Below are 14,720 nucleotides of genomic sequence, written 5' to 3' on the forward strand. Positions count from 1 at the left end.
GGCGATTGCCGGCGTTTTCGTTTGTGCTGTCAGTCCGCGTGACCCTGCAGGCATTGCCGCAGGAGCTGGGTGAGGGTGCGTTGCTCCTCGTCGTCCAGCGGCGCGAACAGACTGTCATGGGTCCGTGCGAGGATGGCCTGGGTGCGCTCGTCGACACGGCTCCCGGCCTCGGTCAGGAACAGCTGGAAGCTGCGCTGGTCACCCGGGTTGCGCTCGCGACGCACCAGACCCAGCGTCTCCATCTCACGGATCTTGCGGGTCACCAGTGCCTTGTCGCGGCACATCTTGCGGCCGAGGCTCTGCAGGCTCTGGCCAGCATCGGCGCCGATCAGCTCGAGCAGGCGGATGTCCGGCGGCGTGAGGTCGATGCCCTCCGCGCACAGTTGGTCCTGGAGGCTCTCGCGCAGGTGGTCGAGGACTTTCATCAGGGTCTGTGGCAGGTCGGGATTCACGTTGTGGGTCATCGGCTCGGTCACGGTAAGTCTTGTGTAAATCAGGTTGATCGGCTCAACCATTTTTTCGTATTTTAGTTGATGTTATCAACTTTGTTCATCGCCGCGACTGCCTTGCGGGAAACCTACTGCGTTATCAGCCAAAGGCTAAAACGTTTCAGTAGGTTTCCCTCAGGGCTTTCGGACGTTTACAAACACAGCTGAATGTAAGTATTTTTGCCAGCTTTTCCGGACCGGCAAGCCCACAGCCAAACCGGATGCTTTGCTCACGAGGACAACGATATGCAACGAAAGCCAGCCATGCGCGCCCTGGTCCCGGCCCTGCTCGTCGCCATGGCCACTCTTGCCGGCTGCGACAAAGCCCAGGCCCCGCAGGAGAAGCAGATCCCCGAGGTCGGTGTAGTGACCCTGCAGCCGCAGGAAGTCACCCTGAGCACCGAACTGCCGGGCCGTACTACCGCGTATCGCATTGCCGAAGTTCGCCCGCAGGTGAACGGCATCATCCTCAAGCGTCTGTTCAAGGAAGGTAGCGACGTCAAGGAAGGCCAGCAGCTGTACCAGATCGACCCGGCCACCTATCAGGCGACGCTGCAGAGCGCCCAGGCCAACCTGGTATCCACCCAGCAGCAGGCCGAACGCTACAAGGAACTGGTCAAGGACGAGGCGGTGAGCAAGCAGCAGTACGCTGACGCCCAGGCCGCCTACCTGCAGGCCAAGGCCACCGTCGACAGCGCCCAGATCAACGTGCGCTACACCAAGGTCTACTCGCCGATCTCCGGCCGTATCGGCCGCTCCAGCGTGACCGAAGGCGCCCTGGTGCAGAACGGCCAGAGCACCGCACTGGCCACCGTGCAGCAGCTGGACCCGATCTATGTCGACGTCACCCAGTCCTCCACTTCGCTGATCCGCCTGCGCCGCGAGCTGGCCGCCGGGCAGCTGGAGAAGGCCGGTGACAACGCCGCCAAGGTCAAGCTGTACCTGGAAGATGGTTCCGAATACCCCGTCGAGGGCAAGCTGGAGTTCTCCGAGGTCTCGGTTGACCAGGGCACCGGCTCGGTGACCGTGCGCGCCATCTTCCCCAACCCGAACAAGGAGCTGCTGCCGGGCATGTTCGTCCATGCGCAGCTGGAAGAGGGCATCAAGAAGCAGGCCATCCTGGCGCCGCAGCAAGGCGTGACCCGTGACTTCCGTGGCATGGCGACCGCGCTGGTGCTCAATGCCCAGGACAAGGTCGAGCTGCGCACCATCAAGGCCGACCGCACCGTCGGTGCCTACTGGCTGGTCAGCGATGGCCTGAAGGCCGGCGACCGCCTGATCACCGAAGGCCTGCAGTATGTCCAGCCGGGCGCCCAGGCCAAGGCCGTACCCGCGAAGAACGTGGCGCCCACCGCAGGTGCCGCCGACAAGCCCGCCGCCGCTCAACCGGCCAAGCAGGGTTAATCAAGGGGATTCGTAATGTCGAAGTTTTTCATTGACCGGCCCATCTTCGCCTGGGTGATCGCCCTGGTGATCATGCTGGCGGGCGGTCTGTCGATCCTCAAGTTGCCGGTGAACCAGTACCCGGCCATTGCGCCACCGGCCATCGCCATCCAGGTGAGCTACCCGGGCGCCTCCGCCGAAACGGTGCAGGACACCGTGGTGCAGGTCATCGAGCAGCAGATGAACGGTCTCGACCATCTGCGCTACATCTCCTCGGAGTCCAACTCCGATGGCAGCATGACCATCACCGTGACCTTCGACCAGGGCACCAGCCCTGACATCGCCCAGGTTCAGGTGCAGAACAAGCTGCAGCTGGCCACGCCGCTCCTGCCGCAGGAAGTGCAGCAGCAGGGCATCCGCGTGACCAAGGCGGTGAAGAACTTCCTGATGGTGGTCGGCGTTGTCTCCGAAGACGGCAGCATGACCAAGGAAGACCTGTCGAACTACATCGTCTCCAACATCCAGGACCCGCTGTCGCGGACCGCTGGCGTGGGCGACTTCCAGGTGTTCGGTTCGCAGTACGCCATGCGCATCTGGCTGGACCCGGCGAAGCTCAACAGCTTCCAGATGACCCCAGGCGACGTGAAAACGGCGATCCAGGCGCAGAACGTGCAGATCTCCTCCGGCCAGCTCGGCGGCCTGCCTGCGGTGAAGGGGCAGCAGCTCAACGCCACGATCATCGGCAAGACCCGCCTGCAGAGCGCCGAGCAGTTCAAGGACATCCTGCTCAAGGTCAACGCCGACGGCTCCCAGGTTCGCCTGAAGGACGTCGCCGATGTCGCCCTGGGCGGCCAGGACTACAGCATCAATGCTCAGTTCAACGGCAAGCCGGCCTCGGGTATCGCGATCAAGCTGGCCACCGGCGCCAACGCGCTGGACACCGCCAAGTCGATCCGCGCCACCCTGGCCACGCTGGAGCCGTTCTTCCCGCAGGGCATGAAGATCGTCTACCCGTACGACACCACCCCGGTGGTTTCCGCCTCGATCCATGAGGTGGTGAAGACCCTGGGCGAAGCGATCCTGCTGGTGTTCCTGGTGATGTACCTGTTCCTGCAGAACTTCCGCGCCACGCTGATCCCGACGATCGCCGTGCCGGTGGTCCTGCTGGGCACCTTCGGCGTACTCGCCGCCTTCGGCTTCTCGATCAACACCCTGACCATGTTCGGCATGGTGCTGGCGATCGGCCTGTTGGTGGACGACGCCATCGTGGTGGTGGAAAACGTCGAGCGGGTGATGGCCGAGGAAGGCCTGTCGCCCCGCGAGGCGGCGCGCAAATCCATGGGCCAGATCCAGGGCGCGCTGGTAGGTATTGCCCTGGTGCTCTCGGCGGTATTCCTGCCGATGGCCTTCTTCGGCGGCTCCACCGGGGTGATCTACCGCCAGTTCTCCATCACCATCGTCTCGGCCATGGCCCTGTCGGTGCTGGTGGCCCTGGTGCTGACTCCGGCACTCTGCGCCACCATGCTCAAGCCCATCGAGAAGGGCGACCACGGCGAGCACAAGCGCGGCTTCTTCGGCTGGTTCAACCGTGCGTTCCTCTCCACCACCCACGGCTACGAGCGCGGCGTCACCTCGATCCTCAAGCACCGCGTGCCGTACCTGCTGATGTACGTGCTGATCCTCGGCGGCATGGTCTTCCTGTTCACCCGCATCCCCACTGCGTTCCTCCCCGACGAGGACCAGGGCGTGCTGTTCGCCCAGGTGCAGACCCCGGCCGGTTCGTCCGCCGAGCGCACCCAGGTAGTGGTGGACTCCATGCGCGAGTACCTGCTGGACAAGGAAAGCAGCTCGGTGAACTCGGTGTTCACCGTAACCGGCTTCAACTTCGCCGGCCGTGGTCAGAGCTCGGGCATGGCGTTCATCATGCTCAAGCCCTGGGAAGAGCGTCCGGGCGCGGAGAACAGCGTGTTCGCGCTGGCCCAGCGCGCGCAGCAGCACTTCTTCAGCTTCAAGGACGCGATGGTGTTCGCCTTCGCCCCGCCGGCAGTACTCGAACTGGGTAACGCCGTGGGCTTCGACATCTTCCTCCAGGACCAGGCCGGCGTCGGCCACGAAGTGCTGATGCAGGCGCGCAACCAGTTCCTTGGTCTTGCCGCACAGAACCCGGTGCTGCAGCGCGTACGTCCCAACGGCCTGAACGACGAGCCGCAGTACAAGTTGCTGATCGACGACGAGAAGGCCAGTGCGCTGGGCGTCTCGCTGGCGGACATCAACAGCACCATCTCCATCGCCTGGGGTTCGAACTACGTCAACGACTTCATCGACCGTGGTCGTGTGAAGAAGGTCTACCTGCAAGGCCGCCCGAATGCCCGGATGAGCCCGGAAGACCTGGACAAGTGGTACGTGCGCAACAGTACCGGCGAGATGGTGCCGTTCAGTGCCTTCGCCACCGGCGAGTGGAGTTATGGCTCGCCGAAGCTGGCGCGCTACAACGGCGTGCCGGCCATGGAAGTCCTCGGTGAACCGGCCCCGGGCCGCTCCACCGGTGAGGCCATGGCGGCGGTCGAGGAGATCGTCAAGCAACTGCCCAAGGGCGTCGGCTATGCCTGGACCGGTCTGTCCTACGAGGAACGCCTGTCCGGCTCGCAGGCCCCCGCGCTCTATGCCCTGTCGCTGATCGTGGTGTTCCTCTGCCTGGCGGCGCTGTACGAGAGCTGGTCGATTCCGTTCTCGGTGATGCTGGTGGTGCCGCTGGGCGTCATCGGTGCACTGCTGGCGACGTCCATGCGCGGCTTGTCCAACGACGTGTTCTTCCAGGTGGGTCTGTTGACGACCATCGGCCTGTCGGCGAAGAACGCGATCCTGATCGTCGAGTTTGCCAAGGAACTGCACGAGCAGGGCAAGGGCATCGTCGAGGCGGCCATCGAGGCGTGCCGGATGCGTCTGCGCCCGATCGTCATGACCTCCCTGGCGTTCATCCTCGGCGTGGTGCCGCTGGCGATTTCCACTGGCGCCGGCTCCGGCAGCCAGCATGCGATCGGTACCGGCGTGATCGGCGGCATGGTCACCGCGACCGTCCTCGCGATCTTCTGGGTGCCGTTGTTCTACGTGGTGGTCAGTACCCTGTTCAAGGACGCCGCGTCCAAGGAACAGGAATCCACCGAGAAGGGGCATTGATATGAGAAAGTCCTTACTGTCCCTCGCCATAGCAGCCGGCGTGTTGTCCGGCTGCTCGCTGATCCCCGATTACGAGCGCCCCGAGGCGCCCGTGGCCGCGGCTTATCCGCAGGGCGATGCCTACGATGCGGGGCAGCCGGCTACCGCCGGTGCCGACATCGGCTGGCGCGAGTTCTTCAAGGACCCGCAACTGCAGCGACTGGTCGAAGTGTCGCTGGAAAACAACCGTGACCTGCGCGTCGCCGCGCTGAACATCGAAGCCTACCGGGCGCAGTACCGCATCCAGCGGGCCGACCTGTTCCCGGCGGTGGACGCCGGCATCACCGGCTCGCGCCAGCGCCTGCCGGCCGACCTGTCGACCACCGGCAGCTCGATGATCAGCAGCCAGTACGGCGCGACCCTGGGCGTGACTTCCTGGGAGCTCGACCTGTTCGGCCGCCTGCGCGCCCTGCGTGACCAGGCGCTGGAAACCTACTTCGCCAGCGAAGAGGCCCGTCGCAGCACCCAGACCAGTCTGGTGGCCAACGTTGCCAACGCCTACCTGACGCTGCGCGCCGACCAGGCCCAGCTGGAGCTGACCCGCAACACCCTGGCCACCTACCAGAAGAGCTACGACCTGACCAAGCGCAGCTACGAAGTGGGCGTCGCCTCGGCCCTGGACCTGCGCCAGTCGCAGACCTCGGTGGAAAGCGCGCGGGCGACCCTGGCGCAGTACACCCGTCTGGTCGCGCAGGACCAGAACGCGCTGGTCCTGCTGCTGGGTTCCGGTCTGCCGGGCGACCTGCCCCAGGGCCGCCAGCTGTCCGACGAGCTGCTGGCCACCGTGCCGGCGGGCCTGCCTTCCGACCTGCTGCAGCGCCGCCCGGACATCCTCCAGGCGGAGCACCAGCTCAAGGCGGCCAACGCCAACATCGGCGCGGCGCGGGCGGCGTTCTTCCCGAACATCAGCCTCACCGCCAACGCCGGCAGCCTCAGCCCGGACCTGTCCGGCCTGTTCGACGGCGGCTCCGGCAGCTGGCTGTTCAAGCCCTCGATCACCTTGCCGATCTTCAACGCCGGCAGCCTGCAGGCGAGCCTGGACCTGGCCAAGGTGCAGAAGGACATCAACGTGGCGCAGTACGAGAAAGCCATTCAGACGGCCTTCTCCGAGGTCGCCGACGGCCTCGCCGCGCGCGGCACCTTCAACGAGCAACTGCAGGCGCAGCGCTCGCTGGTGGACGCCACCAGCGAGTACTACCGCCTGGCCGATAAGCGCTACCGCACCGGTGTGGACAACTACCTCACCGTGCTCGACGCGCAGCGCTCGCTGTTCAGTGCCCAGCAGCAGCTGATCACCGACCGCCTCAACCAGCTGACCAGCGAGGTCAACCTGTACAAGGCCCTCGGCGGCGGCTGGCAGGCCACGGCGGCGCAAGCCAGGCCGATCTCCAGCGAGGCGCCGAAAGGCTGATCCTTACCGGCTGGAAACGAGAACGCCGCCCTTCGGGGCGGCGTTTTTGTTGGTGGCTCGCGTAGGGCGGATAACCCGGCACGGGTTATCCGCCGTGTTGACGGTGGATAACGCCTTGGGCGTTATGCGCCCTACAGGTTGCGCCGGTGGTTGAGGCTGCTCTACAGGTAGGCACCGGAGCTGCGCCCCGCCGGCTGGATCTGGTTGTCGGCGAGCCAGTCCAGCGCGCATTCGCGCAGGCGCTCGCCCTGGTAGACGTACCAGGCCTGCAGCAATTCCGGGTAACCCATCAGCACGTGGCGGAAGGCCTTGAACGGCTTGCGCCCCTCGATGGCGTTGGCCAGGGCGGAATAGGCGTGGGGTTCGGGTACTTCGCGGAGGAAGTCGCGCATCAGCTCCAGCGACTGGCCGCTGCTCAGCGGTTCGATAGGCAGCAGGCGTTCCGGCTCGCGGTGCAGCAACTCGGCCAGCTCCGGGTCGGGGTCCTCTTCGGGGATCAGCAGCACCTGGCCGCTGAACAGATCGAGGTAGTGATCGATACCCTGGGTATCAAGCGCGAAGGCCAGTTCGTCGAGGTCGATGGTCAGCGGGCGCATGGTCACTCTCCCTGGTTGGCGAGTGACCGATCCTACGCCATGCGCATGACAACTGTCCTGCCGTTGTCGGTCGGCGCGGGCGCACCGAGCGACTGGCGCTTTACAGACGGAAGCGGCCCACCTGCAGTTGCAGCTCGTTGCCCAGGCGCGCCAGCTCGGTGCTGGAGCTGGCCGTCTGTTCGCTGGCGGCAGCGGACTGGTCGGCGATCTCGCGCACCTGCACCACGCTGCGGTTGATCTCCTCGGCAACGCTGCTCTGCTCCTCGGCGGCCGAGGCGATCTGCAGGTTCATGCCCTGGATGTCGGCCACGGTGCGGGCGATCACGCCCAGCGCCTCGCCGGCACGGCGGGTCAGTTCCACCGAGCTGCCGGTCAGGCGGCGGCTGTCGTCCATGCGCGTCACCGCTTCCTGGGCGCCGCGCTGCAGGCCGGCGATCAGGCCCTCGATCTCGGCGGTGGAAGACTGCGTGCGCTGGGCCAGGCCGCGCACCTCATCGGCGACCACGGCGAAACCGCGCCCGGCCTCGCCGGCACGGGCGGCTTCGATGGCGGCGTTGAGCGCCAGCAGGTTGGTCTGCTCAGCCACCGACTTGATCACGTCCAGCACGCTGCCGATCTTCTCGCTTTCCTTGCGCAGCAGTTCCATGGCCTCGGCGGAGCGATCTACCTCGGTGGCCAGGCGGTCGATCTGGTTGACCGCGTCCTGCACCACCTGGTCGCCCTCGCGGGCCTGCTGGTCGGCTTGCTGGGCGGCGGCGGAAGCCTGTTCGGCGTTGCGCGCGACTTCCTGCACGGTAGCGGCCATTTCATGGATGGCGCTGGCGACCTGCTCGGTTTCCACGCGCTGGCTGTTCACCCCGGCGCGGGTCTGCTCGGTGACCGCGGAGAGTTCGTCGGCGGCGGTCGCCAGCTGGCTGACGCTGCCGCCGATGTGGCCGAGCAGCTGCGCCAGGCTCTCGCGCATGCGCAGCATCACCCGCTGCAACTGGCCCAGCTCGTCGCTGCGCTGCAGGTTGAGGTCGCGCGACAAGCCCTGGGAGAGGTCGCCCTGGGCAATGCGCTCGGCCAGTTCCAGGGCCTCGTGCAGCGGGCGGACGATCTGGCGGTTGATGGCCCAGCCGGAGAGGAAGCCAAAGGCCAGGGCGAGCACGGCGATGAGGATCTGCCGGGTCTTGGCGGCAGCGGTCTCGGCGTCGTTGCGTGCCAGGGTGTCGTCGTAGAGGCGGTCGGCGGCGGCGAGCAGTGCATCGCTGGCGCCGCTCAGCGCCTTGCGGGCCTGCTGGGTGGCGTTCACCCCGTCGCGGAAGTGCTCGATGCCGCTGCGGTAGTTCTGCAGGTCCTTGAGCGCGTCGCCCAGGCCGTCGGCGGCGATGGCCGGCAACTGGCTCTGCAGGGTCGTGCCGGTGTCGCGCAGCTTGTCGAAGGCGGCGAACGCAGCCTGTTCGGCGCTGGCAGATTGTTCGAAGACATAGCCCCGTACCTGATAGCGCACCACCAGCAGTTGCTGGTGCAACTGGCCGACGGCCTGGGCGCCGTGCAGCAACTGGGCATCGCCGGGTTGTTCGGCGAGCAGTTCGAAGAGTTGCTTGTCCAGCGCCTCGAAGGCCTGCAGGGCGCTCTGCGCGCTGCCCACCAGAGTGCCGCGGGCCTGGGTGCGCTGGTCGACGGCGCGGGTCAGGGCGGTGAAGGCCTCGCGGTACTCGCTGACTGCCTGGCGCGCTGCTGCCAGCTGTTTGGCATCGACGTCGCTGCCTTTCAGGCGCTGCTCGATCAGCTCCAGCATCTTCGTGCTGTGCTGTTCGACGCGCTCGGCCTGGCTGCGATCGCCGCCCAGCTCGAACTGCAGACGCGCGAGGTTGGCCTGCTGGCTGAGGTCGTTGAGTTCGGTGATGGTCGCCATCTGCTCGCCGCGCTCGGCCTGGTTGTCCAGGCTGTGCAGGCCGCTGAGCAGCACCAGCAGGGTGAGGAAGAGGAGGATGCCGAAGCCCACCACCAGCTTCAGGCTGACGTTCAGGCGTCCCAGCTGTACTACTAGCCAATCGTACATGTCGAAAACTCCAGGCAGGCGTCGCCACGGGATCGACGGCCCGTGGCTGGCAAGAACGAGTGTGCAGAGGCGAGGCGCAATTGTCGGGACGCATCTTCGTGCGTCAGAGGCTATCGGCGGCGAAAGGGGAAACTGAAGGCGGGAATTTGTCGCGATGTTTCCGGCTCGGTACGGCTTCCTGTTGCCATGAACGTCGTTGCAGCGCCTCGTAGGATGGTGTGGAGCGAAGCGATACCCATCAAACATCGCGCGCCGACAGCATGGGTATCGCTGCGCTCCACCCATCCTAAAAAAGCCACCCTGGCTGTCGCTCCTGCAGCGGAAACCCTGCGCAGAATAAAAAAGGCCCGCAGTGCGCGGGCCTTTTCGTGGCGAGGCCGGATCAGACGCGGAAGCGGCTGACCAGCACCTGCAGCTCGTTGCCCAGGCGAGCCAGCTCGACGCTGGAAGCGGCGGTCTCCTCGCTGGCGGCGGCGGTCTGCTCGGAGATGTCGCGCACGTTCATCACGCTGCGGTTGATCTCTTCGGCCACCGCGCTCTGCTGCTCGGAAGCGGCGGCGATCTGCTGGTTCATCGACTGGATGGTCGACACGGTGCGGGTGATGGCGCCCAGGCGCTCGCCGGCGCGGCGGGTCAGGTCGACGGTGCTGACGGTCAGGTCGCGGCTGGTTTCCATCATCTGCACGGCCTGCTGGGTACCGCTCTGCAGGCCGGCGATCAGCTCCTCGATCTCCTCGGTGGAGGACTGGGTGCGCTGCGCCAGGCCGCGTACCTCATCAGCTACCACGGCGAAGCCACGGCCGGCATCGCCCGCGCGGGCGGCTTCGATGGCGGCGTTGAGCGCCAGCAGGTTGGTCTGCTCGGCGACTGCCTTGATCACGTCCAGCACGCTGCCGATCTTCTCGCTTTCGCGCTTGAGCTTGAGCACCGATTCGTTGGTGCGGCCGACTTCGCCGGCCAGGCGATCCATCTGGGTTACCGCCTCGGTCACCGCGCCTTCGCCGTCACGGGCCTGGCGGTCGGCGGCGGAGGCAGCCTCGGAGGCCTCCTCGGCGTTGCGTGCGACTTCCTGCACGGTGGCGGCCATCTCGTTCATGGCGGTAGCGACCTGGTCGGTCTCGACCTTCTGATTGTTCACCCCGGCGCTGGTCTGCTCGGTCACCGCGGACAGCTCCTCGGCGGCGCTGGCGATCTGCGTCACGCCATCGTGGATGCGGCCGATCAGCTCGCGCAGGGACAGGTTCATGCGCTGCATGCTCTTTTGCAGCTGGCCCAGTTCGTCGTGACGATTGGTGGGGATGTCACGGCTGAGGTCGCCGTCGGCGATGCGCTCGGCGTGGCCCAGCACGTCGCGCAGCGGATTGACGATCTGCCCGGTGATGATCCAGGCAGCGATGCTGCCCAGCACCAGGGCGATCAGCGCGGCCAGGCCCAGCAGGGTCTTGGCCTGGGCGACGCCGGCGTCGCGCTTGGCGGTCTGGGTGGAGGTCAGTTCGTTGCTGAGCTTCTCGATCTGCTGGCCGGCATCGCGCATGCGGTCGCGGGCAGCCTGGCTGTCGTTGACCTCGTTGCGGTAATTGGTCAGCGCGTTGCGGTAGGTCTCCAGCGCGTCGAGGGTGGCGCGGAACTCGCTGTTCAGCTCGGCCGGCGAGGTGCTCATGTCACTCTTCACGCCGTCGATGAGCTTCTGCAGGGCAGCGAAGGCGGGTTGCTCGAGGTTCTGCGCGTCGGTGCTGGTGTAGGCCATGACCTGCAGGCGCGCCTGCATGACACTGCGACCGAGGCCGGAGAGGTCCTGCAGATGTTGCAGACCTTCGGGACTGCCGTTGCTGACCAGCTTCTGCTCGGCCTTCTGCATGCCTTCGCTGACCGCGCCGGCGGCCTGGATCAGCACCTGCTTGGCGGCGTCGCGCTCTTCGAAGGACTTCAGCAGTTGGGCGTACAGTTTGCGGTACTCCACGCTCAGATCATGCTGCTGGTCGATGACCCGACGGTCCTCGGCCTCGGTGAACCGCTCGTTCAGCGCGCGGTGGCGCTGGTCCAGCTTGTCCAGCGTATCGAGCACCGCCTTGGCGTCTTCCGGGGCGCGGGTGGACTGGAATTTCAGACGGGCGATACGCAGGTCCTTGGCGATCGCGATCAGCTCGGAAATCTCGCCGAGCTTGTCGCCCCGTTCGATCACGTTGCCCAGGTTGATCCAGCCGGTGAGGGCGATCAGCAGGGTGAGCAGCAGCACCAGGCCGAAGCCCGAGGCGAGTTTGAGTTTGACAGTCAGGTTGTTGAACCAGCGAAACATGAAGGCGGCGCTCCAGCGATGAACAGGGCCGGTACGCATGGCTGAGCAGGAAATGCGCAGAGTGGGGACGACCGGTACCGCTGATATCGGCTTCGCTGCGGGGAACTGAAGGGTTTTACGGTAATTTTCTGACTGGTGGTTCACGCTGGAGGCCGCGTGGTTACTGGCCTCTAGCCATTTTTCGTTAGTACAGTCGTGCCAAAAGCGCGGTCACGGCAGTCTCGACGCGCAGGATGCGTTCGCCCAGTTGCACGGGGTTCAGGCCGGCTTCGCGCAGCTTGTCGACCTCGTAGGGAATCCAGCCGCCTTCCGGGCCGATGGCCAGGGTCACCGGCTCGCTCAACGCCCGTGGGCACTCGGGCCACGGGCCGGGATGGCCGATCAGCCCGAGGCTGCCGGCGGCCAGCGTGGGCAGCCGGTCTTCGACGAAGGGCTTGAAGCGCTTCTCGATGATCACTTCGGGCAGCACGGTGTCGCGGGCCTGTTCGAGGCCCAGGATCAGTTGCTCGCGCACGGCCTCTGGCTCGAGGAAGGGGGTCTGCCAGAAGCTCTTTTCCACCCGGTAGCTGTTGAGCAGCACCAGCCGCGGCACGCCCATGGCGGCGACAGTCTGCAGCACGCGGCGGAGCATCTTCGGGCGGGGCAGGGCGAGCAGCAGGGTGAGCGGCAGCTTGGCTGGCGGGGCCTGGTCGAAGCTGACCTGCAACTCGGCCTCGTTGGCTTCCAGGCGCAGCAGACGGCCTTCGCCCATCAGGCCGCCAAGGCGGCCGACGCGCATCCGGTCGCCGCTTTCGGCGCGGTGGACTTCCTGCAGGTGGGTCAGGCGGCGGTCGCGCAGGATCACGCGGTCCGCCGCCACGAAGTCGGCGTCGTCGAGGAGCAGCAGGTTCACGAGCGGGTGGCCGGAGGCTGGTCGCCCTTGGACTCTTCTTCTTCCTCTTCCGGGCCGCGCTTGCGGATCAGGTGGCTGAACAGCACGCCGGCCTCGAACAGCAACCACATCGGCACGGCCAGCAGGGTCTGCGACAGCGGGTCCGGCGGGGTGAGGATCATGCCGACGACGAAGCAGCCGATGATCACGTAGGGGCGGATCTTCTTCAGGTAAGCCACGTTGACCACCCCGATCCACACCAGCAGCACGGTGGCCACGGGAATCTCGAAAGCCACGCCGAAGGCGAACAGCAGGGTGAGGAAGTCCAGGTAGCTGTTGATGTCGGTCATCGGTGTCACGCCTTCCGGGGCCGAGCCGAGGAAGAAGTGGAACATCAACGGGAACACCAGGAAATAGGCGAAGGCCATGCCGGCGTAGAACAGCACGATGCTGGAGGCCAGCAGCGGCAGGGCGACGCGCTTCTCGTGCTTGTACAGGCCCGGCGCGATGAAGCCCCAGACCTGGGCGAGGATCACCGGCATGGCGAACAGCACGGCGACGATCATGGTCAGCTTCAGCGGCGCGAGGAAGGCCGACGCCGGGTCGATGGCGATCATGGTCGCGCCTTCGGGCAGGAAGCGGCGCAGCGGCTCGGAAGCCAGCGCGTAGATCTTCTGCGAGAAGTACAGCAGGCCGATGAAGATCACGAAGATCGCAACCACGCAGCGCAGTAGGCGCGTACGCAGCTCGGTCAGGTGCGAGACCAGGGGCATTTCCTGGTCGTGTTCGGGCTGGTCGGGTTTTTCGGCGCTCATGGGGTACGCGGCGTCTCGGACGAAGCGGGTGGCTGGCTCGCGCCAGTCGGTTCAGTCGGTTGGCTCGGCTGGCCGGCTTCCGGCGCCTGCGGTGCAGCGGCGGGAACCTCCTCAGTGGCAGGCGCGAGGCCCGCGCCCGGCAGGCTGTTCAGGCGGCTGTTGGGCGCGATGCTCGGCGCCGCGGGCGGCTCGGCAGGTGCGTTCTGGCCGCTGGACTGGACCGGCTGTTGCGGGTTGAAAGTTTCCCGCGCCTGCTCCTGCAGGTCAGTCAGCGGCGCCATCAGCTTCTTGGCTTCCTGTTCCATCTGCAGGATGTGCTCGTTGTGCAGCTGGCGGCGGATTTCATCCGCGCCCAGCTCGCGCTCCACTTCCGTCTTGATGGCGTTGAAGCTGCGCTTGAGCCGGCCGATCCACAGGCCGGCCGTGCGCGCGGCGCCCGGCAGGCGGTCGGGGCCGAGCACCAGCAGGGCGACGAGGCCCACCAGCAGCAGTTCGCTGAAGCTGATACCGAACATGAATCAGTCCTTGCGCGCCGGCTCTTCGACCTTCTGCGCCTGGGCGTCGATGGTGTGCGGCTGGTTCAGCGGCGGGTTGCCGGCAGCGGCGTTCGGGTCCTTCTTCTCGTCTTCCTCGGTGTTCATCGCCTTCTTGAAGCCCTTGATGGCTTCGCCGACGTCCGAACCGAGGTTCTTCAGGCGCTTGGTGCCGAAGACCAGGACGACGACGATCAGGATGACGACCCAGTGTTTCCAGTCAAAGATGCCCATCTTGTTTTCCTCGCAAAGTTGTCGGGTTCAGGCTGACGGTTGGCGCGCGGCTTTCTCGTCGTGCCCGGAAAGGCCGAAGCGGCGGTCCAGCTCGTCCAGTACCGCCTGCGGGTGCTGGCCGAGGGCGGCGAGCATCACCAGGGAGTGGAACCAGAGGTCGGCCGTTTCGTAGATCAGGTCCGTGCAGTCACCGCTGGCGGCGGCGTCCTTGGCGGCGAGAATGGTTTCCACCGACTCTTCGCCAACCTTCTCCAGGATCTTGTTCAGGCCCTTGTGATACAGGCTGGCCACGTAGGAGCTGTCCGGTGCGGCATTCTTGCGCGCTTCGAGGACTTCCGCCAGACGGGCGAGGGTATCAGTGCTCATGGGGTTTTCCTGTACCTACGTGGGAGTAGATGGCATCCGGGTCCTTCAGGACCGGGTCGACGGTCTGCCAGGCGCCGTTCTCGAACACCCGGTAGAAGCAGCTCTCGCGGCCGGTGTGGCAGGCGATGCCGCCCAGCTGTTCGACCATCAGGATCACCACGTCGGCGTCGCAGTCCAGGCGCAGCTCATGCAGCTTCTGCACGTGGCCGGAGTCCTCGCCCTTGCGCCAGAGCTTGCCGCGCGAGCGCGACCAGTAGATGGCGCGGTTCTCGGCGGCGGTGAGGGCCAGGGCCTCGCGGTTCATCCAGGCCATCATCAGTACGCGGCCGGTGCGATGGTCCTGGGCGATCGCCGGCACCAGTCCATCGGCATTCCACTTGATTTCGTCCAGCCAGTCTTTCATCTCGGGTTCCGTACAGCGGGCACGCGCGGTGCCCAGAGCCACTTCGTAAGCCACTTCATCT

Annotated in this window: 13 protein-coding genes and 2 pseudogenes; 3 read left to right on the top strand and 12 right to left on the bottom strand. The window is 66.0% G+C overall.

Annotated features, from left to right (window positions below):
* Nucleotides 1-29 precede the first annotated feature (29 nt).
* The gene (locus IB275_RS02180; RefSeq protein WP_151189772.1) at nt 30-464 is read right to left on the bottom strand and encodes a MarR family winged helix-turn-helix transcriptional regulator; all 435 of its coding nucleotides are present in this window, start codon (nt 462-464) and stop codon (nt 30-32) included.
* Between the two features lie 270 nt (nt 465-734).
* Here IB275_RS02180 and mexA point away from each other — a divergent pair, with 270 nt between their 5' ends.
* Genes mexA through IB275_RS02195 form a run of 3 tightly spaced genes read left to right on the top strand, consistent with a single transcriptional unit; the run spans nt 735 to nt 6,498 of the window.
* Nucleotides 735-1,892, top strand: a complete 1,158-nt coding sequence (gene mexA, locus IB275_RS02185) for a multidrug efflux RND transporter periplasmic adaptor subunit MexA (protein WP_192210396.1) — start codon at nt 735-737, stop codon at nt 1,890-1,892.
* A gap of 15 nt (nt 1,893-1,907) precedes the next feature.
* Nucleotides 1,908-5,048: an efflux RND transporter permease subunit gene (locus IB275_RS02190; protein WP_192293765.1), complete on the top strand. Its 3,141-nt coding sequence runs from the start codon at nt 1,908-1,910 to the stop codon at nt 5,046-5,048.
* A gap of 1 nt (nt 5,049) precedes the next feature.
* A complete protein-coding gene (locus IB275_RS02195; protein ID WP_081519618.1) occupies nt 5,050-6,498 on the top strand; it encodes an AdeC/AdeK/OprM family multidrug efflux complex outer membrane factor in 1,449 nt (482 codons plus the stop codon).
* Nucleotides 6,499-6,659: 161 nt separating this feature from the next.
* Here IB275_RS02195 and IB275_RS02200 read toward each other — a convergent pair whose 3' ends face one another.
* From IB275_RS02200 to hisI, 11 genes and pseudogenes are all read right to left on the bottom strand, one after another.
* Entirely contained in the window at nt 6,660-7,094 is a 435-nt protein-coding gene (locus IB275_RS02200; protein ID WP_138213092.1) for a UPF0158 family protein, read from the bottom strand.
* A 100-nt stretch (nt 7,095-7,194) separates the two neighbouring features.
* Nucleotides 7,195-8,067, bottom strand: a complete 873-nt coding sequence (locus IB275_RS02205) for a methyl-accepting chemotaxis protein (protein WP_412548197.1) — start codon at nt 8,065-8,067, stop codon at nt 7,195-7,197.
* Nucleotides 8,068-8,100: 33 nt separating this feature from the next.
* A pseudogene (locus IB275_RS02210) lies at nt 8,101-9,426 on the bottom strand (methyl-accepting chemotaxis protein); the annotation flags it as partial.
* Nucleotides 9,427-9,523: 97 nt separating this feature from the next.
* The gene (locus tag IB275_RS02215; protein WP_405307715.1) at nt 9,524-10,396 is read right to left on the bottom strand and encodes a methyl-accepting chemotaxis protein; all 873 of its coding nucleotides are present in this window, start codon (nt 10,394-10,396) and stop codon (nt 9,524-9,526) included.
* Between the two features lie 48 nt (nt 10,397-10,444).
* Nucleotides 10,445-11,476 (bottom strand): annotated as a pseudogene (locus IB275_RS02220) (methyl-accepting chemotaxis protein); the annotation flags it as partial.
* 145 nt (nt 11,477-11,621) lie between these two features.
* A complete protein-coding gene (locus tag IB275_RS02225) occupies nt 11,622-12,329 on the bottom strand; it encodes a 16S rRNA (uracil(1498)-N(3))-methyltransferase (RefSeq protein ID WP_192293747.1) in 708 nt (235 codons plus the stop codon).
* The gene (tatC, locus tag IB275_RS02230) at nt 12,326-13,123 is read right to left on the bottom strand and encodes a twin-arginine translocase subunit TatC (RefSeq protein ID WP_138213088.1); all 798 of its coding nucleotides are present in this window, start codon (nt 13,121-13,123) and stop codon (nt 12,326-12,328) included. Before tatC ends, IB275_RS02225 begins: the two co-directional genes overlap by 4 nt.
* Nucleotides 13,120-13,638, bottom strand: coding sequence for a Sec-independent protein translocase protein TatB (gene tatB, locus IB275_RS02235; protein WP_192293745.1), 519 nt, complete (start codon nt 13,636-13,638; stop codon nt 13,120-13,122). Before tatB ends, tatC begins: the two co-directional genes overlap by 4 nt.
* 3 nt (nt 13,639-13,641) lie before the next feature.
* Nucleotides 13,642-13,890, bottom strand: coding sequence for a twin-arginine translocase TatA/TatE family subunit (locus IB275_RS02240; protein WP_017520155.1), 249 nt, complete (start codon nt 13,888-13,890; stop codon nt 13,642-13,644).
* A 27-nt stretch (nt 13,891-13,917) separates the two neighbouring features.
* Entirely contained in the window at nt 13,918-14,256 is a 339-nt protein-coding gene (locus IB275_RS02245) for a phosphoribosyl-ATP diphosphatase (protein WP_045212901.1), read from the bottom strand.
* Nucleotides 14,246-14,659, bottom strand: coding sequence for a phosphoribosyl-AMP cyclohydrolase (gene hisI / locus IB275_RS02250; protein WP_024766215.1), 414 nt, complete (start codon nt 14,657-14,659; stop codon nt 14,246-14,248). The genes IB275_RS02245 and hisI overlap by 11 nt, the downstream gene beginning before the upstream one ends.
* Nucleotides 14,660-14,720 lie beyond the last annotated feature (61 nt).

Source organism: Pseudomonas sp. PDM21 (genome assembly GCF_014852505.2).
Classification (GTDB): domain Bacteria; phylum Pseudomonadota; class Gammaproteobacteria; order Pseudomonadales; family Pseudomonadaceae; genus Pseudomonas.